The 22,538-nt window shown below is 28.6% G+C and carries 19 protein-coding genes, 2 tRNA genes and 1 other RNA gene; 3 read left to right on the forward strand and 19 right to left on the reverse strand.

All coding sequences use genetic code 11. From position 1 onward, the window contains the following. The 6 genes from CKV72_RS08935 to recQ all read right to left on the reverse strand — a co-directional run bounded on the left by CKV72_RS08935 (window position 1) and on the right by recQ (window position 7,078). The gene (locus tag CKV72_RS08935; protein ID WP_089863806.1) at window positions 1-1,143 is read right to left on the reverse strand and encodes an acyl-CoA dehydrogenase; all 1,143 of its coding nucleotides are present in this window, start codon (window positions 1,141-1,143) and stop codon (window positions 1-3) included. Window positions 1,144-1,301: 158 nt separating this feature from the next. After that, window positions 1,302-1,703: a hotdog fold domain-containing protein gene (locus CKV72_RS08940; RefSeq protein ID WP_089863804.1), complete on the reverse strand. Its 402-nt coding sequence runs from the start codon at window positions 1,701-1,703 to the stop codon at window positions 1,302-1,304. Between the two features lie 17 nt (window positions 1,704-1,720). Beyond that, window positions 1,721-2,167, reverse strand: a complete 447-nt coding sequence (locus CKV72_RS08945) for a beta-alanyl-CoA:ammonia lyase (protein ID WP_089863803.1) — start codon at window positions 2,165-2,167, stop codon at window positions 1,721-1,723. Between the two features lie 21 nt (window positions 2,168-2,188). After that, on the reverse strand, window positions 2,189-3,379 hold the full coding sequence (locus CKV72_RS08950; RefSeq protein WP_095178086.1) for a CaiB/BaiF CoA transferase family protein: 1,191 nt from the start codon (window positions 3,377-3,379) through the stop codon (window positions 2,189-2,191). 87 nt (window positions 3,380-3,466) lie between these two features. Then, on the reverse strand, window positions 3,467-4,810 hold the full coding sequence (locus tag CKV72_RS08955; protein WP_089863799.1) for a branched-chain amino acid transport system II carrier protein: 1,344 nt from the start codon (window positions 4,808-4,810) through the stop codon (window positions 3,467-3,469). 147 nt (window positions 4,811-4,957) lie between these two features. Continuing rightward, window positions 4,958-7,078 (reverse strand): DNA helicase RecQ, encoded by a 2,121-nt coding sequence (recQ, locus tag CKV72_RS08960; protein ID WP_089863797.1) that lies wholly within the window; start codon window positions 7,076-7,078, stop codon window positions 4,958-4,960. A gap of 275 nt (window positions 7,079-7,353) precedes the next feature. Between recQ and CKV72_RS08965 the strand changes: the two genes are divergently transcribed. Next, the gene (locus CKV72_RS08965) at window positions 7,354-7,908 is read left to right on the forward strand and encodes a biotin transporter BioY (protein ID WP_089863795.1); all 555 of its coding nucleotides are present in this window, start codon (window positions 7,354-7,356) and stop codon (window positions 7,906-7,908) included. 229 nt (window positions 7,909-8,137) lie between these two features. Here the strand turns inward: CKV72_RS08965 and CKV72_RS08970 are convergent, their stop codons facing one another. The 12 genes from CKV72_RS08970 to aroC form a co-directional block, all read right to left on the reverse strand. Further along, entirely contained in the window at window positions 8,138-9,664 is a 1,527-nt protein-coding gene (locus tag CKV72_RS08970; protein ID WP_095178087.1) for an N-acetylmuramoyl-L-alanine amidase, read from the reverse strand. 106 nt (window positions 9,665-9,770) lie between these two features. After that, window positions 9,771-11,873: a cell wall-binding repeat-containing protein gene (locus CKV72_RS08975; protein ID WP_169712367.1), complete on the reverse strand. Its 2,103-nt coding sequence runs from the start codon at window positions 11,871-11,873 to the stop codon at window positions 9,771-9,773. Between the two features lie 68 nt (window positions 11,874-11,941). Beyond that, entirely contained in the window at window positions 11,942-13,069 is a 1,128-nt protein-coding gene (locus CKV72_RS08980; protein WP_095178088.1) for a GerAB/ArcD/ProY family transporter, read from the reverse strand. 20 nt (window positions 13,070-13,089) lie between these two features. Next, window positions 13,090-13,404 carry a Ger(x)C family spore germination C-terminal domain-containing protein gene (locus tag CKV72_RS12610; protein ID WP_089864036.1) on the reverse strand — a complete coding sequence of 105 codons (315 nt, stop codon included), beginning with the start codon at window positions 13,402-13,404 and terminating at the stop codon, window positions 13,090-13,092. After that, a complete protein-coding gene (locus tag CKV72_RS08990) occupies window positions 13,400-13,936 on the reverse strand; it encodes a Ger(x)C family spore germination protein (protein ID WP_095178089.1) in 537 nt (178 codons plus the stop codon). Before CKV72_RS08990 ends, CKV72_RS12610 begins: the two co-directional genes overlap by 5 nt. After that, window positions 13,923-14,951: a spore germination protein gene (locus CKV72_RS08995; protein WP_089863784.1), complete on the reverse strand. Its 1,029-nt coding sequence runs from the start codon at window positions 14,949-14,951 to the stop codon at window positions 13,923-13,925. Before CKV72_RS08995 ends, CKV72_RS08990 begins: the two co-directional genes overlap by 14 nt. A gap of 237 nt (window positions 14,952-15,188) precedes the next feature. Then, a non-coding RNA gene (gene ssrS, locus CKV72_RS09000) (6S RNA) lies at window positions 15,189-15,374 on the reverse strand. A 58-nt stretch (window positions 15,375-15,432) separates the two neighbouring features. Continuing rightward, window positions 15,433-15,518, reverse strand: a tRNA-Leu gene (locus CKV72_RS09005). A gap of 276 nt (window positions 15,519-15,794) precedes the next feature. Beyond that, entirely contained in the window at window positions 15,795-16,340 is a 546-nt protein-coding gene (locus tag CKV72_RS09010; protein WP_169712368.1) for a lytic transglycosylase domain-containing protein, read from the reverse strand. 16 nt (window positions 16,341-16,356) lie between these two features. Then, the gene (gene coaE, locus CKV72_RS09015) at window positions 16,357-16,899 is read right to left on the reverse strand and encodes a dephospho-CoA kinase (RefSeq protein ID WP_238056512.1); all 543 of its coding nucleotides are present in this window, start codon (window positions 16,897-16,899) and stop codon (window positions 16,357-16,359) included. Between the two features lie 109 nt (window positions 16,900-17,008). Next, a complete protein-coding gene (gene polA / locus CKV72_RS09020) occupies window positions 17,009-19,642 on the reverse strand; it encodes a DNA polymerase I (protein ID WP_095178092.1) in 2,634 nt (877 codons plus the stop codon). A gap of 21 nt (window positions 19,643-19,663) precedes the next feature. Next, the gene (aroC, locus tag CKV72_RS09025; RefSeq protein WP_169712369.1) at window positions 19,664-20,809 is read right to left on the reverse strand and encodes a chorismate synthase; all 1,146 of its coding nucleotides are present in this window, start codon (window positions 20,807-20,809) and stop codon (window positions 19,664-19,666) included. A gap of 257 nt (window positions 20,810-21,066) precedes the next feature. On the opposite strand from aroC, the gene CKV72_RS09030 reads away from it, so the two are divergent. After that, window positions 21,067-21,723, forward strand: coding sequence for a hypothetical protein (locus CKV72_RS09030; protein ID WP_095178093.1), 657 nt, complete (start codon window positions 21,067-21,069; stop codon window positions 21,721-21,723). Between the two features lie 70 nt (window positions 21,724-21,793). Here CKV72_RS09030 and CKV72_RS09035 read toward each other — a convergent pair whose 3' ends face one another. Continuing rightward, window positions 21,794-22,270 (reverse strand): hypothetical protein, encoded by a 477-nt coding sequence (locus tag CKV72_RS09035; protein WP_089863773.1) that lies wholly within the window; start codon window positions 22,268-22,270, stop codon window positions 21,794-21,796. Window positions 22,271-22,428: 158 nt separating this feature from the next. Here CKV72_RS09035 and CKV72_RS09040 point away from each other — a divergent pair. After that, window positions 22,429-22,517 (forward strand) — tRNA-Leu (locus CKV72_RS09040). Window positions 22,518-22,538: the final 21 nt, after the last annotated feature.

Raw genomic sequence — 22,538 nt, forward strand, 5'->3', positions numbered from 1 at the left:
TCACCTCTTATCCAATATATTTTTAGATATTACCATTCTTTGTACTTCTGAAGTACCTTCATATATTTCTGTAATCTTGGCATCTCTCATCATTCTCTCTAATGGATAGTCCTTCATATATCCATAACCACCATGTAACTGAACTGCTTTTATGGTAACATCCATAGCTGTTTCCGCTGCAAATAATTTTGCCATAGCAGCATCTTTGTTTACATTTTCTCCATTATCAAATTTTACTGCTGCCTTTTGTACTAATAATCTTGAAGCATTTATCTTTGTTTCCATATCTGCTAGCATCCACTGTAATCCTTGGAAAGAAGATAGAGGTCTTCCAAACTGCTCCCTTTCTTTTAAATAATCTACAGTTCTATCCATAGCACCTTGAGCAATTCCTACTGCCTGGGATGCCATGGCAATTCTTCCACCATCTAATGCTTGCATTGCAATTTTAAATCCCTGTCCCTCTTTGCCTATAATATTTTCTTTTGGTATTATACAATTTTTAAATATTAATTCTGAAGTAGAAGATGCCCTTATGCCCATTTTGTTTTCCTTTTTTCCTATATAAAATCCTGGATGATCCTTTTCTACTATAAAACCTGTAATTCCTCTTGTTCCTTTACTCTTGTCTGTCATTCCAAAAACTATATAAACCCCTGCTTCTCCGCCATTTGTTATAAAGCATTTTTGACCATTTAATATATAATTATCTCCCTGTTTTATTGCCTTAGTATTTTGACTAGCAGAGTCTGTACCTGCATTGGGCTCTGTTAAAGCAAAAGCACCTATATATTTGCCTTTCACAAGATTATATAAATATTTTTCCCTTTGATAATCTGTTCCAAACTTTTGTATTATCCAACAAGGTATATTATGCACTGCTAATATGGCAGCAGTAGATGCACAATGTTTAGCAATTTCTTCTATACACATTGAAAAAACTAATTCATTTTGTCCCGCCCCACCACATTCTATTGAAAAGGGAATACCCAACATATTTAATTTAGCCATTTTTTCTATACTTTTTCTTGGAAATTCACCTGTTTCATCTATATCAGCTGCTATTGGTTCTATCTCTTTTTTTGAAAACTCTCTTACAACTTTTAGTATCATCTTTTGCTCTTCATTTATATTAAAATCCATCTATCTCCCTCCTATTATTTAGTAAATAATGAATAGTGAACAATAAACAACTGTGGATAATTCCTATCCTTGGCTATTCATTGTTCACTGTTAGTTCTCTACTGAAAAAACTATTATTTATTCATGGAATAAAAATTTTAATTTATAAAGCTTTTATTTTAAGAATTTATAACACTATCATAAGTTCCTATAAATTCTGTACATAAAATTGGTTCTTCTAGCACATCTATGGCACTAGGTTGTTCTTCAATATTAGGGTTAGTAGCTATTTTAAAAGTTCTGCATTGTATCTTCTTTTTACTTCCATCTTCACCTATTACTCTTCCAACCATTTCTAAATAATCTCCTGCAAATATAGGATTATATAATCTTATCATTTCATACTCTATACATTTTCCTTCATTGCCTTCAGTCATAATCATAAGTCTTTCCGCCACATCCCCCATAAGTCTTATAGAGCGAGATCCATTTACAACTCCACCGCCGTAAAATACATCTTTTGATGACATTCTTATACGCATTTTTGTTTCATAATTTTTACTAGGTTTTTTAAAAGCCATTTATAACTCCCCTTTCCTTATTCTACTTCTTTCCATGGATCTTTAACTATTCCTGATGGCTGAACACCTCTTTGAAGGTTTTTCTTTACTACTAAAACAGAATATCCTTCAGCACAGAGAATGGGAGTCTTTAAATAATCCACTTCTCTTTCATCCGCATCTAATCTTCCATTTTTTCTAGCTGGTGTAGCAACTTTATAAGTTTCTAATTTACATGTTCTAGATGTATTTCCTACTTTAACCAAAGTGGCCTTTATATCAAGTTGATCTCCTACATATATTTCATGGTAAAATTTTGCGTCATTATATCCTAAACATAGAGATTCATCTCCATCAACTAAAATCATAAGTTCTGTTTCAGCATCTCCCCAAAAATCTAATTGTCTTCCTACTGGTATAACATCTCCCAAATTATTTCCATCTTCAGGAGTCATTTTATAACTTAATATTGCTTCTTTTCTCATAAATTAATCCTCCTTATATAATTAAATTACCCCTTGTTCCTCTAATATTTTAAGTTCTTTTTCATCTACTCCAAATTTTTTAAGCACCTCTGCATTGTGTTGTCCAAGTAATGGTGCTGGCGTTTCTACACTTCCTGGTGTTTGGGATAATTTTATAGGAACACCTTGGAAATACATTTCCCCTATAGTTGGATGATCTATAGTAACCATCATTTCTCTTGCTTGTATTTGCGGATGTTCTATAGCTTCTTTCATATTAAGTACAGGTCCACATGGAATTCCTGCCTTATCAAACATTTCTTCTAATTCATTTTTGTGCTTATCTTTAATCCAATCAACTATAATATTTTTTAAATCTGGAAGATAATTTTTACATCTTAAATCATTAGTTTGAAATCTTTCATCATTAATTAGTTCAGGTTTACCCATTAAATTACAAAATTTTTCCCAAAGCTTATCATTTCCAACTCCTACTGCTATATAACCATCTTGAACTTCATATATATCAAAAGGAGCTATAGAAGGATCTATATTACCTTGTCTTTCTGGAACAACTCCTGTCATTGTATTTACAATTATTGAATTTTCTAAAAGTGTAAATATAGTATCAAGCATTGCTACATCTACAGTTTGACCTATTCCTGTTTTCTCTCTATTATATAGTGCCATTAATACTCCTACACAAAGATATATTCCTGTAACATTATCAGCTACTGATGGCCCAACCTTTGTTGGAGGTCCATCTGGGAAACCTGTTAAGTTAACCATTCCCCCCATGGATTGAGCTACTATATCATAACAAGGTCTATTAGATAAAGGCCCATATTGACCAAACCCTGAACCTGATGCATATATTATTCTAGGATTTATCTTCTTTAAAGTTTCATAATCTATTCCTAATTTTTTCATTACACCTACTCTAAAGTTTTCTACCACTACATCTGCCTCTTTAACCATTTCGTAAAAAATCTCTTTTCCTCTTTCTGTTTTTAAATTTAGAGTAATGCCTTTCTTATTTCTATTTAAAAATGCATAAAATCCACTTTCTCCACTCTTAGGATCTAAAGGTCCCCATGTTCTACACTGATCACCCTTTGGACTTTCAATCTTTATTACATCCGCACCATTATCTGCTAACAGGGTTGTACAAAAAGGTCCATTATAAGCATGAGTTAAATCTAATACCTTTAATCCTGATAATGCTTTTCTCATAATACTCCTCCTTAACTAATTTATTATTTATCAGTTATAGTACATACTATGAATACTGTAAAAAGTTTATTCCTTTAAATTCCAATTTTATTTATAATTTACTTTAATGTCTTTTTTATAAGAAACTAGTGCAATTATAATAGCTGTACAAGTTATAGGTATCCAGCCCAACCCCATATCTGATAACGGCACATTATTATAAATGTTTTCAAGAAATCCTAATCTTATATTGAACATTTTTAAATAAGTTAAAATTCCTTCATATATTCCCCATATAAACGAAACTATCATAGCTACTTTATAAGAAGAAAATAACTTCTTTCTATTTTCTAATCCTGGTATAAAGGCATAAAATAAAGTCATAGTTATGGCTGCAGGATAGACTATATCTAAAAGAGGTGCTGCAAGTTCTACAATAGATGAAAGTCCTAGTACTGTTACAAATGCACTTATAATTAAAGTAAAACCCGCTGATTTTTTATAAGATATTTTTCCCTGTGTAATCTCTTGAAAAAAATTAGCAGTGGCTACTGCTAGTCCTATAGCAGTTGTTAAAGCAGCAAAAAGTAATGCAATATTAAATATTGCTCCTCCTACAGTACCCCACAATTTTAAAACTACAGCAGAGTAAAGAGCAGAATATCTTAAATTCTCAAATATGTCCCCCGTATAAGATCCAACTATCATATGTCCTAAATGAGTTAACGTAAGCATAGTAATTCCAATTATTCCAACCTTTATTAAATTAGAATTTATATATTCATCTGTTATTCCTTTAAATTTCAAATCATCAATGATTATAGTAGCAAATACTAATGCACAAATAAGTTCTGCAGTAGCATAGCCATTTTTAAATCCATAAGCAAAAGCATTAACAGTATATACCTTTGGATTTTGAACGGATAATGGGGATATTATACCTTTGCCTATTACAGCTATTACAGCTATTACTAGTACTGGAAACAATATTTTACTTACTTTATCTACTGCATCTGATTTCTGGGCTATAAACCAATAAGTAATAAGATAATATATTATGGAAAATATTAAAGGTGCCACAAAAGATTCAGGAGTAAAACCACTTACTTGTAAAAAAGCATCCCAAGCTGCTGCACTCATTCTAGGTATACAAAATAAAGGCCCCAATACTAACATTGCTATACTACAAAATATCTTTCCAAAACCAGGTGATACTTTACAAGACATAGTATAAAAAGTACCCCGGGATCTAGATAATGCTAGATAACCTAATAATGGGAAAAATAATGCTGTTAAGTATATACCTATAAATGCAGGAAATACACTCATACCACTTTCCTTTCCCCAAGTCATAGGCCATATCATACTAGAACCTCCAAAATGCATAGCGAATATGGCTCCTCCTACTAGTAAGTATTTGATAGGCGTTAATTTGGCTCTACCATCGTCCACAATAAATCCTCCTTATTTAAATTTGCTTTATACAGTTTATTAATATGTTTTTGCATTTATTACAATAATTAACTATTTTTCATATTAAAATTTCACACAAAAAAAAGACACGTAAATGTAAATTTACACTTACGCATGCTTTTCAAATCATACTATTTTTCCGTATTTATACCAAACAGATTTTATTGACATATAATCTACTTCTTCTGGTAAAGCTTCTTTTATAGGTTTTAACTTATTCCCACCAATTGTCTTAATTGTATCTAATATGATCTTTTCATAATCCTTTTTTATAAGATCATCTACATTAACCTTCATATTTTCATTTAAACATTTAAATAAATGTTCCTGTATAGTTGATATCTGTAAATTTCTTTCTTTTGAAATTTCTTCTATGCTTTTTCCTTCTTTATAGAGATTATAGGTTATTACATGAGTTTTTTCTTTAGACTTTTTATCAAAGTTATCTTCTTTATGAAATTTGACTATTATATTTTTATCTTTTACATAATTAGAAATTGCATTTATAAACTTTTCTCCATATACTTCAGCCTTTTTTTCTCCTACTCCTTTTATTCTTAAAAAACTTTCCATATCCTGAGGCATATACTCACTAAGTTCCTTTAAAGTAGCATCATGAAAAATCATAAAAGGCGGTATCCCCACTTCTTGTGAAATTTCTTTTCTTATATCCTTTAAAATTTCCAATAAATCATTATCAGGTTTTGATATTTTTTTGGTCTTTGTTATTTTAATATAAACAGATTCATTTCCTCTCAAAACTTCATTAGCTCTAGGTTGAAGTTTTACTACCGGAAACTTATCATCGGTTGTCGTTAAGTATCCATCTGCTATAAGTTTATTTATTAGTGAGGATATTTCCTTTTGAGTAAATTCCTCCATTATTCCATAGGTAGATAGTTTATCTAATCCTGCATTTAATACCTTTTTATTTCTTGAACCTTTAAGTGTATCTGCTATCATATTTACTCCAAAAGACTCTTTCATTCTGTATACACAAGAAAATATTTTTTGTGCTTCTATTGTTATATTCTTCTTTTCTCTATCATCGTTGCAAGTACTGCAATTGCCACAGTTTTCTATAAAAGGTTCTTCATCAAAATACTCTAATATATACGCTCTTAAACACCTAGATGTATAACAATAATCTACCATTGCTCTTAGCTTATTGTATTCATTATTTTTTCTTACAGGTGATAAAAAACTTTGATCTATAAAATACTTTTGAATTTGTATATCTCTAGGAGAAAAAAGTAATATGCACTCACTTTCTTCTCCATCTCTTCCTGCACGACCTGCTTCTTGATAATAAGCTTCCATATTTTTAGGCATATTATAATGTATAACATATCTAACATTAGATTTGTCTATTCCCATACCAAAGGCGTTAGTTGCAACTATTATATCTATATTATCAAAAGAAAAAGCTTCTTGTATTTTTCTTCTTTCAGCATCTCCTAAACCAGCATGATAAACCCCAACTTTATGTCCTTTTCTTTCTAATTTTCTATATAAATTTTCTGCTTCTTTTCTAGTAGATGTATATATAATACCTGTTTTTCCTTTATTATTATTTAAATAATTATATATAAATTCATCTTTATCCTCGCCCTTTATAACAATAAATTTTAGATTTTCTCTATTAACTCCTGTTACAAAAACCTGGGGATCTTTTAATGCCAATAATTTTAATATATCTTCTCTAACCATTTTAGTAGCTGTTGCTGTAAAAGCTGTCACTATAGGTCTTTTTTCTAATCCTTCAATAAATCTACTAATTCTTGTATAACTTGGTCTAAAATCGTGTCCCCATTGAGATACGCAGTGGGCCTCATCTACAGCTATTAATGAAATATTTAATTCATTTAAACTACGACAAAACTCCTCTGATTCTAATCTTTCTGGTGCTAAGTAAATAAGATCATACATTCCCATATTTGCATTAAATATTCTCTCTTGTATTTCTAAATTATTTAATGAGCTATTTATGAAAGTAGCTTTTACCCCCATTTCTTTTAATGAATCCACTTGATCCTTCATTAAAGAAATAAGTGGAGATATTACTATGGTAACTCCTTGTATAAGTAGAGCAGGTATTTGATAACAAATAGATTTTCCTGCCCCTGTTGGCATGATAGCTACGGTATCCTTTTTATTTAAAATACTTTCTATTACTTTTTCTTGCGCATCTCTAAATTCATCGTATCCAAAATATTTACTTAAAGCTTCTTTGGCCTTTTGTAACATTTTATCCCACCTTTTATTTACTTTATTAGCTTATAACATTTTAACACATTTAATAACTCTAACAAAATTTACTTAAATTATTAACTACTTATCATTAATTATTCACTAAATACTAAATAAAAGTTTTCTAACCCAATAAAAAATTCATGTAATTTGTTCATTATATATTGTTAATCTATTTTGATAATTAGGTTGACATACGAACAAATTTTAAATATAATTTAATTGTAAACTCTTATCATAATTATAGTTAACAATGTACTGGAGGGATTTATATGAATAATAAACTTTCAATAAGAGATATAAGTGTAGCTGCTACTTTTACTGCTTTGACAGCAGTAATGTCTCAAATTTCTATACCTCTTCCTTTTAGCCCTGTACCTATAACTCTTCAAATTTTTGCTATATATTTATCATCAATTATTTTAGGAAGTAGACTAGCTACATTATCACAAATTATTTATTTACTACTTGGAGCAGTAGGGGTTCCTGTATTTTCTCATTTTTCTGGTGGATTCCAATCTATAGTAGGTCCTACTGGTGGATTTTTAATAAGTTTTCCTATAGTTGCTTTTATTGTAGGTAAGATTTCAGAAAAAGATATAGGAATTATTTCATTGTCTTTAGGTCTAATAATTTCATTAATATTTTGTTATTCTATAGGAGTTTTACAATTATCCTTTGTTACAAAAATGCCTATTAAAAAGTCTATAATGGTGGGGGCTGTTCCTTTTATTCCTTTAGATATAGTAAAAATATTTATAGCTTATTTAATAGGTATAAAGGTAAAAATTTCTCTTATTAAATCCAATCTTTTAAAGATAAAATAAAAAAGCTGCAACAGCAGCCTTTTATTAATGAATAATGAACAATTAATAATGAATAATTGTGGATATTTTTTCTCCACTAGCGTTACGAAAAAATTTTAATTGTATAGAATCCTGATGTTTAGCAAAGCTGAAGGAACTACTCATAGAACAACTGCATGCCTAATCTAATAAAATTAAAGAGTTTCTGACGCAAGGAAGAAAATCCACCTAAATTGTTCATTATTCATTATTAGTTGTTCACTGCTCTTAAAATTCCTTTTGCTATAGCCTGTGCCATTTTTTCTTGAAAAGCATCCCTTTTCAAAAGCTTCTCTTCTTTAGGATTACTAATAAATCCTGTTTCTACAAGTGCTGCTGGAGCATTTGTGTTTCTTAAAACATAGAAATTTGCTGTTTTTATACCTCTATTATATAGTTCTGTAGCTTTTACAACTTCATCTTGTATATATTTTGCTAATTTTTCTCCATTTACACTACCAGGAGAATAATATACTTCTGTTCCCTTAGCTTCTGAAATACTTGCACTATTGGCATGTATGGATACAAAATATTGTGCATTAGAAGCATTTGCTATATCACAACGTTTTTTAAGATCTTCACTTTCGTTTGATGGCCAGGATACATTATCGGTGGTTCTTGTATATACAACATCCACACCATTTTGCTTAAGTATTCTTCCCACTTTTAAAGTTATTGAAAGTGTTACATCTTTCTCTTTAACTCCTGTAGGACCAATGGCTCCAGGATCATATCCTCCATGACCTGCATCTAAACAAACTTTTATATTTGTTTTTTGATTTTGTATGAGTTTATTTACTAATGTATCTGATATTACACCAGTGCCTCCTAATACATTTATGGTAGATATAATATCCAATTTTGATTTTATTATAGAATTAGTGCTAATTGAATTATTTACCAATATAATTGGTGATGAACTTTTCCCAGCTGCAGCAGATCCAGATAGCGCATCTGCATAACCTTGTCCACTTGCTAAATAAGTACTATTAAAATTTATATTATTTATAAAACCATTTATAACTGCTAAATTTGTCTCATACCTGTTTTGTCCACTTAATCTTTTATAGTTGATAATGCCATCTACAGCTATTGGGTTAACTGAAGCATATCCTCCAACTACATAATATGTACTATTTTTATTCTCTACTATAAAATTTCTTACTACATCTGACAACTTATTGGGTGATGTAAGAAGAATAGGCATTTGTCTTGAAGCTGATATAGGTGCTGCCGATACAGCATCTGCAAAACCACTTCCTGATGCAATAAATATTCCATTGCTAGTACCAACCATTTTAGCCACCTTTACACTGGTTTCATATCTATCCTTGCCGTATACACGAGTACAATTTATTGCCATATTTTTTAATATATTTACTGTACTTTCAGATACTATAGACGGTCCCCCTAATATAATTACATTTTTAGCATTTAATCTTTTTATTTCCTCTAAAGTTATACTATTTATCTTTCCACTTTGAGTTAATAAAATAGGCGCATTATATTTTTTAGATAAGGGTGAAGCAGTTAATGCATCTGGATAATCCTCCCCAGATACCAATATAACATAGTTAGATGTTGTCCAATTATTTCGGGAGATTTTCACTGATGTTTCATATCTATTGTCTCCACCAAACCTCTTAATCCCTGGAGTTGCTGATGCTTTAGATGTAAAAATGAAAAATACTGATAAAAATACTATTAAAAATTTCAGCGAATTTCTTTTTCTTCCCATTTAAAATTCCTCCTTATAATGATATATTTTAACATAGATTTTTTAATTTGAATCATGTATTTTTTGGAAACTAAAATTAAAAGTCAGATGATTAATCATCTGACTTTTAATTTTTAAATATGGAATCTTTCACAACACCTGTTCCACCAAATATTATGCAATTTTTATACTTTTTTAAATCTATATATTTATTTTGTTCTACTAAATCCATGTCATTATTTACTAATAATATAGGAGCATTTTTAGATGAAGCATATACACTTCCAACTAAGGAATCTGGAAAGGTTATACCTGATGCTATAGCTAAAGTATCTCCTATTGTATCAAAATATTTTAATACACTTAAATTTGTATCGTATCTATTTGCTCCTTGAAGCCTTATTATATTATCCTTATTCAACCCTGTTAATTTACTAAGTCTATTTTCAACTTCTTTGCTTACCACACCTTCTCCGCCTACAATATGAACTTTAGATGGAGATATATTTCTTATATAATTCTCTACATCTTTCGATAAACTATTTTTGTTAGTTAATATTATGGGATAATTTTTCATTTGGGCAATACTAACTATACTTAAAGAATCTGCAAAACCTTCCCCATTAGCTATAATTATTGGGCTTCCCTTTTTAATATTTAATTTGTCATTGGTTTTAATATTGGTTTCATATCTATTTTTACCATCCATTCTGTCTATATTTTTAATTTCCAATAATTTTAGCTTACTTACAAATTCTTCTCTTACTGCACCATTCCCACCTACAATAAACACTTTTCCATCTTTATTCATATACTTTTTTATGTAATCTAAAGCTTCTTTATCTTGCTTTTCATTATTTCCTACTAAGAGTACAGGTGCTTTTAAATTACTTCCTAAAATACTTGCAGATATTTGATCTGTATAGTTATACCCATTAGCTATAATTACATTTCCACATCCATTTTTATACATGGATTTAGCTATAGAAGCAGCTGTTTCAAATCTATTTTTACCAGATATTCTAGTTTTATTTTCTATAGTAAATTTACTATCTTCTACAGGTTTAACAATTCCAACCCAAGTACTTCCTATAATTATATCATTATAACTTGCTTGAACTTGAAACTGTCCAATTTTTCCGTTAGATTCAAAGTTTCCTGTATTATCAATAGTTCCATAGGAATTATCTGAAAGCCTCCAATCTATAGATCCTTGAGGCAGCGAGATTATTTTTCCCCCTTTATCTACACCAGTAGCTTTAAATTGAATTTTGGTACCTTCTTTGAACGTTTTATGAAAGGGTTCTATATGAGCTAATGAAACAATACCATCAGATTCTTCTTTATTAATTATTAACCAAGAATTCCCAACGCTTCTCATAGTTCCACCAGAAGGTCTGTTTTTCAATATTAAATCTTCACTTCCTAATTTTCTTGAAACAAAAGTTGTTGATCCTCCTCCGTCTAGGTTCAGTGCTTGTACAGCTCCTAAATCTATCATTAGCTGTGCTAAATTAGGCATAGAAATTCCTGATGAATAACCTTCTTGCCTTCCATCTACAGTTATAAAAAATATAGTACCATCTTTTTTAATTCCTACTGCTGTTCTTGGTTCTCTATTGGCACCTACATTGGGAGTTTGATAAGTCTTACCATCTTTAACAAGTATGGCATTGCCTCCCAGAGCTTCTTGTAAACTTTCTTTAACTTCATTATATTTTTTCATATCTCCTATTATTGGAGTTCCATCTTGTAAAACACCAAAAAAGTTCCATTCTGGTGCAGGATTTGATTTTATCGCCTTTCCATTTTTATATACTATTCCAATGGGTTCACCGGTTACAGTATAATAAAAATCTCCATTCACTGCTCCAACAACATTATTTCCTGATGTAATGGCTGCTTTTGCTTGCATAATTACAGATTGCATTCCATAACTATCCTTATTATTAGGTGTTCCAGCTTTAATACCAACTTTAGAACTTGTCCATTTTACCTCTATCAAAGATACATATTGTTTTTTACCATCCTTATCTATAAAATTATATGATTTTTCCGTTACTCCTGGAACTATTTCCAACCTTTTATTGTCTATTTCCTTAGATATGAAAGAAGATTTAATATCAAACTTTCCCAAGGCTTGTACGTTAATGGGTATAAACATATTAAAAGCTATTGTCATTGAAATTACAATACTGGCAATTTTCTTATTAAGTCTCATTTTATTCATTATTTCCCTCCTAAATTTCTTACATACCATTATTATACAATAAATTAGTATTATTGTAGGGAAATTTACTAAATATTATTGAGGTAATATTTAGTAAAACTATTTATTACATTTAGAAAGCTTATTTTTTTATTAACACTTGCAAATATAAATATTACACAAGGTAATATTATCTGCATTACAATTCCATAAGCTGGCCAAATCTTTTTTTTAACTTCAAAAGCATCCATAGCACTTCCAAACATCACATAAGCAAAAATTATCAATAAAATAACTATAGGTATTAAAGTACTTCTATAATTTTTAAAATTAAAAACCTTAGTAATACCCTTTGATACTCCTAACACACAAAAATTTATTTCAAGAAATTGTATTATAGTAAAACCTATAGAAACTATTATTTCTAATCTTTGAAACTCACCAGCTAAATTTAATCTTTTTATAGATTCATAACTAGGATAATAGAAAAATGAATATAATTCTCCCCCTAATATCATTAAATTAATCATAGTATATAAAACAACTAATATTCCCCCTAGGATTAAGGGTTTAATGAATACATTCTTAGTTTTATTATTATAATCAACATGATCAAAAAAATTTAAGAATATAACTACTTCACTAAAAGGGAAAGTGATTAAATGAAGAGATTGACTTAATATATCTTTTAAATCTGCATAAAAAACTGGTTGCAAATTTGAGATATGCATTTCTGGAATTAACATTATCCATATTAAAGTCATAGATATTAATATAATCCTTATTAAAAATTTAGCCCAAGCTGCTAAAACCTCGATACCTTCTGTTAATATCCATGTACTCAAAATTCCAATACATATCATAGGTACAATTATAGGTGTACTAAAAAGGGCAGTTACCTTTATAAAATCTGCAAAATCTCTTAATATGTAAGCACCTAAAAAGAATGCATGAAAAATAAATATTATATTGAAAACTTTTCCAAATACCTTTCCAAATACCTGTTCTAAAATAGTAAAAATATTTTCACCTGGATATAAATTCATAATTCTACCATACATCATTACAATAGGTATAGTAAATATTATAGCTAAAATAGAGGATATCCAAATATTTTGTTTTTCTCCTGTTCCCATGCTAAACAATAAATATGCACCTATGCAATAACTAAATATAAGAAGCTGTATTTGTTTATTAGATATACTTTCTTTTTTCATAAATGCCTCCATATATCACTTTAGTTCTTTACTTCTATATTCTTGCTAGTTAATCCACTATATTTTATATCTATATTTACAGATATATTAATATCTAAAGCCTCAAATATTTCATCCCAATTGCTAGAAATCTTTTTCCACTCATCAGGCTTCTTTCTTTTAAGCTCTCTTCCAAAACCTATAATATCGCTTTTATATTGTTTTTTAAGTTTTTCTATTAATAAATTGCAATCACTTTCTATTCGCTCTTCTGACCAATTTTTTAATTTATTTCTTCCTTCTTCATCAATATAATTTATTCCTGAATCTGCTAATTCAGATATAGCTACCTCAATGTTGAAAAGTTTGTATCCCTATATATTTTCCTACTTTAGCACTGTTCTTAATAGCAGCTTCTATATCATAAGATATTATCTTTTGTTCACTTTTAGGCTTAGTAAGTATTTCTGATGCAAGATCTTCTTTAGATACCACAATCCACATATCATTTCTCACTTCAACATCTCTATTAATCAAATCAATAACAGGTACTATCCCTTCTTCTGCAATATCTTTGCTCACTATAAATACTCTTGCATGGGAAAGTTGAAGTTTATTTCCTATTTTTTTTATTGCGTCTCTAAATGCTGAATGTATAGTTTTATCTCTACTTTGTACTACATGAGATTTTAATTGCTTTGAACCTGGATATGTTTCTAGTATTTCTACGGTAACTATATATTCGTCTTTATCTTTGTCTTTATCTACAGCTACACCTGCTACATGTTTAAAATCATCAACTTCTGAATAATCCCAACACCCACAAAAGGATATTATATGGAAAATTATCATAAAAAAAATAATAATTTTATTTTTAATTACTTTCATTGCTTTTCCTTCTCTTTACATAATCTTTAAGTCGTATTCTATCTTTAGAAATAAATTTTGTTCTATATTTCAATAACCACCATGGTGCTCTTATTGTTGAATCCACTATGTTGTATTTTTCTAAATCTATTAGTTTTAACATATATGGAATTCCAAAAGTCTTTATAGACATTAATTGAATAATTAATGCCATACCTGCAAAAATCACTCCATATATTCCTAAAATAGAAGCTAAAATTAAAAATATAAATCTCCAAACAATTACACCTGTTCTCAGTTCATATAATATTAGTTCAGATATTCCTGCAATAGCTGTTACAATTACTATAGGATCACTTACAAATTTAGCATTTACAGCAGCATCACCTAATACTAAAGCTCCTACAATACTTACAGTGGCACCTATATGTTTGGGTAATCTTATTCCAGCTTCCCTTATTATCTCAAAAGTAATCAACATTAAAATTGCCTCTATAGCTGTAGGTAGTGGTACACCTTCTCTTGCTAAATATATACTAAAAGCTAATTTAATAGGAATCATCTCTTTATGAAATGTAACAAAAGCAACATAAATTGCTGGAATAGTTATAGTTAATATAAAAGCTATTATTCTTAGAAATCTATTTATAGAAGCATATAGAAAGTTATCATAATAATCTTCATTCACTTGAAAATGCTCTATAAATAAGTATGGTAAAGTTAGAACTGTGGGAGATCCTTCACACAATAAAGCAATTCTTCCTTGTAAAAGTTTAGATGCAACTACATCTGGTCTTTCTGTATTTCCTATGGTATTAAAAGGGGAAAGAGGATTATCCCTTATAAATTCTTGTATTGTACCTGTAGAAAAAAAACCTTCTATATCAATTTTATTTAGTCTATCTCCTAATTCATTTAATATTTTTTTGTTTACTATTCCATCCATATACGCTATACAAATTTTTGTTTTAGTTCTAACCCCCATTTCCTTAAAATGAAATTTTAATTCTGAGGAATTAATTCTTCGTCTTATCATAGTTCTGTATTCTCTTCAAGTGATTTTTTTATGACGTATTCTTTAGTATTATCTTTATTTATATTATTATTTCTATTCTTTTTAGATCCTAGAAGTTTTTTTAGACAATTTACCATAAAACCACTCCATATGATATGATTTTCTACCTAATATATTATTTGACAAAACATATTAAGTATTCATAATATGACTAAAAAAATAAAAAGAGAGACATTAATGTCTCTCTTTATTCTCAACTTTAAATCCAAAATACCGTTTGCCCTAATTTTGACACCCTATCTTCTGATAGGTGGGTGTTCTCACAGATACTTCATTATCCTTGCCTTAAACTGGTCTTATTGGTTAATTCTATATCTAAATTTTGAACTCCCTTTTATGCTCTGTAGGTTCAAAATATAGAGCCCTCAAATATTTCAGAAATTATTCTTTTGTTCTCTTCTTGTATTATATCAAATAAACTTTATTTTTTCAAGAGTATTTTTGGTGCAGGTGAAGGGACTTGAACCCATACGTTCATTGAACACACGCACCTCAAGCGTGCCTGTCTGCCAATTCCAGCACACCTGCATTATAAATAAATTATACTATTCCTATTGCATTTGTCAACACCTTAATTAATGAATAATGAACAAGGAATAATGAATAATTATGGATATTTTTTCTCCACTAATGTTACAAAAAAATTTTAATTGTATAGAATCCTGATGTTCAGCAAAGCTGAACGAACTACTCATAAAACAACTGCATGCCTAAGCCAATAAAATTAAAGATTTTCTGACACAAGAAAGAAAATCCTCCTTAATTGTTCATTATTAATTATTAATTGTTCATTGACTAAAGTTTCTATCTGTCATACAAAAATTTATATATCTTATAATTTACCTTTACTTTTTTCACATACTTATCCGTCTCTTCAAAGGGTATATTGTGTAAGTTTTGTCCATCTTTAGAATGCTCACTGTTTTTTAACCATTTTTGAACATTTCCTCGTCCTGCATTATAGGCTGCTATAACTAACTCAATATCTTTAAATTCAGTTCTTAAATTATCTAAATACCAACATCCCATTGATATATTTAATTCAGGTTCATGTAATCTTTCTACACTAAAGTCATTTATCTTCATCTGTTCAGCTATCCATTTGCCTGTTTCTGGTGTTATCTGCATAAGACCTGTAGCATTTTTATTTGAAACTGCATTTGGATTGCAATTACTTTCTGTTTTTATTATAGACGCCACTAAATAAGGATCTAAATTATTTTTATTTGAATAATAAAATATACTTTCCGAATACTTTAATGGATAAACCTTTTTTACAAAAAACATTGATAAATTTATTAAAAGTATTACTATAATAATTATCCAAACTAATTTAAACAGCTTTTTCAAATTAACCTCCCACTTCCTATAAACAATTGATAAATTTAAATAGTTTTTCCATTTGCATTTTAGTTTCTTCAATGGTACCACTATTATCTACTACAAAATCTACTAACTCTCTTTTTTCATCTAAGGGAATTTGTGCCTCTATTCTATTTAATATTTCATTCTCTTGTAAATTATCCCTAATTCCAACCCTTTTTATTTGAGTTATCTTATCCACCCATGAAAGTATTACAAAATCTAAATCCTTTTGCATATCCTGTTCAATTAACAGAGGTGCATCTAGTAAGCAAACTTTTTTACCCATTTCTTTATACAATTTAAATTGATTTTCTATTTCCATCTTTATATATGGTATTATTATATCTTCATATTTTTTTCTTTCTTCTTTTGAGCAAGAAAATATATAGTTTCCAAACTCTCTTCTTTTTAAATCGCCATATTCATCTAAATATTTTTCTCCAAAGTTATCTTTAATATATTCCAGTATAGAAGGATATTTTTCTAAAACTTCTCTTGCTATTTTATCTGCATCTATTACATCTATACCTTTATCTTTAAACATTTTAGCAATAGTACTTTTGCCGCTTCCAATGCCTCCAGTAAGACCTATTTTTAAAAACTTCGCCTTATTTTTTTTACAATATTTTTCTTTAAACCATTTTAGATCTATATCACTTAGCATCATACCAATTTTCTCCTTTATTTATGTCAACTTCAAGTGGTACACTAAGGGGTAATACATTTTCCATGCAATCTTTAACTATACTCTCAATCTCTTTTAATTCATCTTTATAAACATTTAATATAAGCTCATCGTGAACTTGTAATATAATTTTACTTTTTAAATTTCTTTCTTTAAGTGCATTAAAGACTTTAACCATAGCCATTTTTATTATATCAGCAGCACTTCCCTGAATAGGTGTATTCATAGCTAACCTTTCTCCTAAGGCTTTTACTATTTTATTTCTATTGCCTATTTCTGGTATAAACCTTCTCCTATTTAATATGGTAGTCACATACATATCCTTTTTGGCTTTATCTATAGTTTCATCCATGTATTTTTTTACATTAGGATATCTTTCAAAATAAGTATCTATATATCCCTTTGCTTCTTTTCTAGAAATTTTTAAATCTTTAGCTAAACTAAAATCTCCTATGCCATATACTATTCCAAAATTTACTGCCTTAGCATTTCCTCTCATAGTTTCCGTTACTTCTTCTATAGGTACTTTAAAAACTTCAGATGCAGTTTTTGTATGTATATCTGCATGATGCTTAAAAGCATCTATTAAATTCCTATCATCTGCTATATGAGCAAGAACCCTTAACTCTATTTGGGAATAATCTGCTGATAGTATAATGCTATTTTCATAATTAGGTACAAAAACCTTTCTTATTTCCCTGCCCATTTCATATTTTATAGGTATATTTTGAAGATTAGGTTCTGTACTTGAAAGTCTTCCTGTAGTTGTTACAGTTTGGTTAAAGCTTGAATGTATTCTTCCATCTTCATCTATTACATTCTTTAGTCCTTCTACATAAGTTGAATACAGTTTTGTAAGCTGTCTGTAATAGCTTATTTTATTTATAATAGGATGCTTATCTTCTAACGCTTCTAAAACTTGTGCATTGGTAGAGTATCCTGTTTTAGTTTTCTTTATAACAGGTAAATCCAATTTTTCAAATAAAATTTTTCCCAGTTGTTTTGGTGAATTTACATTAAACTCTTCATCTGCTAATTCATATATTTCCTTTTGAACTTTTTCTATTTCACCTTGAAGTTTATCTCCTATATCTTCTAGCATTTTTCCATCAACCTTAAAACCTTCCACTTCCATATCTGCTAGGACAAAGGCTAAAGGTAATTCTACTTCATAATAAAGTTTTTCCATTTGTAAATTAGTAATTTGTTCTTTTAAATTTACATATAATTTTTCTAATAACAAAATTTCTCTTATTTCTTTTTCTTCATCGTCTTTTACAATTTTATTTAAATACTCTTGTATTAATATAGGTAAACCATAGTCTGACTTTGAAGAATCTATAAGATATGCCGCTATTTTTAAATCAAAAGAAGCTATATTGAATTCCACACTTAATTTTTTAAGAGCTATAGCTGGTACTTTTACATCATAACCTACTATTCTAGAACCATTTTTTTCAAAAATATTTTTCAGAAATTCCACGATTTTATCCTTATTTTCTTCAATTATATCTTTTATATTAATTACATAGCAACTTCCTTTAAATAGAATATATAATTTTTCTAAAGCTATTTTAGAATATAAACTTGTATCTGTAGTTTTAAAATTCACATATATTTTTTCATCTTCACTATTTTCTATTGTATAGCATAGTTTAAATAAACCATCTATATTATGAATTTCTTCATATATTACATCTTCTTCATTTTCTAAATCTTTAGTATTTTCACCTTTAAGTATTTTATCCATTAAAGTTTTAAATTGAAGCTTTGTAAATATTTCTCTTACTCCATTTATATCATATTCTTCTTTAGATTTAATTTTTTCCAAATCCATGTCTATAGGAACATTTCTCATAATAGTGGCTAACTTTTTACTAAATATAGCCTGTTCGCTATTTTCTATTAAATTTTCCTTTAATTTTTTCCCACTTAAATTTTCTATGTTATTTAATACATTTTCTACACTACCATATTCTTTTATAAGTTTTAGTGCAGTTTTTTCTCCTATACCAGGAACTCCTGGTATATTGTCTGAAGGATCTCCCATAAGCCCTTTTACATCTATAAATTCTTGTGGAGTAACACCCATTTCATCTATAACCTTTTGTCTATCATATATTTCTCTTTCAGTTATACCTCTTTTAGTAAATAAAATCTTTGTAGTATCTGACGCCAATTGAAGAGCATCTTTATCTCCAGTTACTATGTAAACTTCTATATTTTTTTCTTCTGCAAATTTAGATAAAGTACCTATTAAATCATCAGCTTCGAAACCCTCTATCTCAAATATTTCTATTGCCAATTTAGAAAGTAAATCCTTTAATATAGGGAATTGCTCTGCCAATTCTTCTGGCATTTTCTTTCTTCCTGCTTTATAATCCTTATAAGCCTCATGCCTAAATGTAGGTGCACTTTTATCGAATGTACAAACTATATAGTCTGGTTTTATATCCTCTTTAATTTTTAAAAGCATATTTATAAAGCCATATATCCCATTAGTATGAATTCCTTCATGATTAGTTAATGGTGGTAATGCATAAAAAGCCCTATTCATTAAGCTATTACCATCTAATATTACTAATTTATCCTTTTGTAACATTAATATCTCTCCTATCAAAATCTATCTTAAGTATACAGTTCCTCTATAATTTGATATACTTCTCTTTAATTCATAGTATTCATCTGAAGGAAACTTATTTAATATTTCCTTTAGTATTTCAAAAGCAACTATATTTTCTAAAATAATAGATGCTGGTACAACAGCAGATACATCTGATCTCTCATATCTTGTTGTAGTTTCTTTTCTATTTCTTAAATTTACAGTCCTAATATCTTTTCTTACAGACGGTATGGGTTTTATATATACTTTTATATCTATATTTTCTCCATTTGAAACTCCAGCTTCTATACCTCCACAATTATTTGTAACTCTTTTAATCTTTCCTTTTTCATATATAATTTCATCATTAAAAGTACTTCCTCTTAAATTTAAATCCATACCATTTCCAAATTCTATAGCCTTAACTCCTTGAAGTGACATAATAGCATAACTAAGTATAGCATCTAATTTTCTATCCCATTGAGAATAGCTTCCAAGTCCTATAGGAACACCCTTTATAGATAAAAATACTGTTCCTCCTATAGTTTCTCCCTGTTCTCTACAAATATCTATTTTCTTAATAAAAGATTTTTCTACTTCTTCATTATAGCATCTAAGTATGCTGTTATCTATTTTTTTATATTTACAAGGATCAAATAAATCAACCTTTTCATCGAAAAGATTTCCTATACTGTGAACCTTACTTCTTACTTCTATACCAATACTTTTAAGCATTTGTTTACAGAGTGCCCCCACTGCCGTTCTTATACTAGTTTCCCTTGCTGAGGTTCTTTCTATACTATCTCTAATATCACCTGTACCATATTTAAAATATCCTACTAAATCTCCATGCCCTGGTCTAGGTATGGTTATTTTTTCATCTCTTTTTGCTTCCTTTGATAATATTTTTTTCCAATTAGGGGCATCATTATTATATATAACCATAGTAATTGGATTTCCTGTTGTGGTATTTCCCCTTACCCCTGATAAAAATTGTACTTTATCTTCTTCTATTTTCATTCTGTCTCCTCTACCATAGCCCTTTTGCCTTCTTTTTAATTCATTATCTATAAAATCTATATCAATTTTAAAGTTAGATGGAATTCCATCTATTATAGCTACCATTGCTTTACCATGAGATTCTCCGGCATCTAAAAATCTAAGCATATTATATCTCTCCATTCAAATTAATTATATTAACCAATTGTGTCTAATACTATTTTAATATATATTTTGCCTTTATTCATTCATAACTTACTTTATTTTTCAAATTTCATTTTATTTTCTATAGAACTCTATAATTTATTTTACTTAAATTATAACTTTCTGTCTTTAGTTTATGTTTATTTTTTATTACATTTAAAGGTTGAAATTTACATTTTATTGAATTAAATTTATATTATTAAATTTTTTGGAGGTGCACGATGCACAAATTGGAATATGAATTTGTAAACAATACTCCTATTTTCAAATGCAATTATTGTGGACATTGTAACAAAGAAATGGAGGCTACATCATTTACTTCAGTAAAAAATAGAGGCTGCTGTTGGTATTTTCCCAAATATACGCTATTTAACATAAAAAACATTTTAAATATGGATAAAGAAGATTTTATAATTTCTCTTTTACACAATAAAAATTCAAATATATCTAGTTATTCTATAGAAGTTAAAGGTTCTTTTGAAGAAGAAGAATATATAAAGTTTATAAAAGAAAATGAACCTACAGATAATTGTTTTGACTATAAATTATTTTTTAGAAAATGTTCTTTTGTTACAGATAAGGGATGTTCCTTAGATTTCTCTCTAAGACCTCACCCTTGCAATTTGTATCTATGTAGAAATATTATCTCTGCTTGCTGGGAGAACTACTCAGCTTTTTCAAGAGAACGAAAAGATTATTTTTCATATTGCAATTACTATAATGAATACTTAAAATATGCTCTTATGGATAAAAATCTAGATTTAATCTCATCCCCATTAGCGACTTTAGAATTTTTAAAGAATATATCTATACCTGATTTTGAAGCAAGCAAAATTAAATCTATAATTTTTAATCTTTATGGAGATATAGCAATTTAAATTTTATTTATAAGTAAAATATTAAATATTATAAAAATATAAAAAAATATTGTTAATTCTCTCATTTGAATTAACAATATTTTTTTTCAAAATCCTCTAATTCCTTTAATTCTTTTTTCTTTTTAGCTATCATAGTATTTAATACCTTATAGGTACTTGTACCTACATCTGCTTGTTTTTGAACAACTTTACCTTGAATATATATATATAGCGCTAAAATATCCTTCTGAAATTCTAAGCAACTTTTAAAAACACTTTTAATATTAAACACATCTGGTGCTACAATTTTATTACTAAATTCATCTATTAAAAAAGAGATCTTATCATATACAACAAAATTAATTTCTTCCATTTGTGTTTTTTCTACTTCTTCTTTTAATTTTTTATTAAACTCTATATTCTCATCTAATTTTTTCATAAGCACTTTGATAAGTACATATATTCTTGTATTATTTTTTATTTCCTCTAATCTAGCACCACAAATACTTCTCTTTTTTTCCTCTACATAAATTATTTTAGCTAATAAGTCCGAAGCTGTATATGCCAATATCTTCATCTCCTAAAATTTCAACTATAATTTCAATGAAATAATTATATACTAAAATTACATTAATTGTCCATTAGCCATTCTTTATTTACTGCTGCTTATTCATTAAATATACTTGACTATTATTAGTCTATATGATATTATTTTTCTTGTAACTTGCCGGAGTGGTGGAATTGGCAGACGCGCTGGATTCAAAATCCAGTGGGGCTTAAACCTCGTGCGGGTTCGACCCCCGCCTTCGGCACCATATAAAAAAGAGAAACCCCTT

Origin of the sequence: Clostridium cochlearium, assembly GCF_900187165.1 — a bacterium.
GTDB lineage: Bacteria > Bacillota > Clostridia > Clostridiales > Clostridiaceae > Clostridium_G > Clostridium_G cochlearium.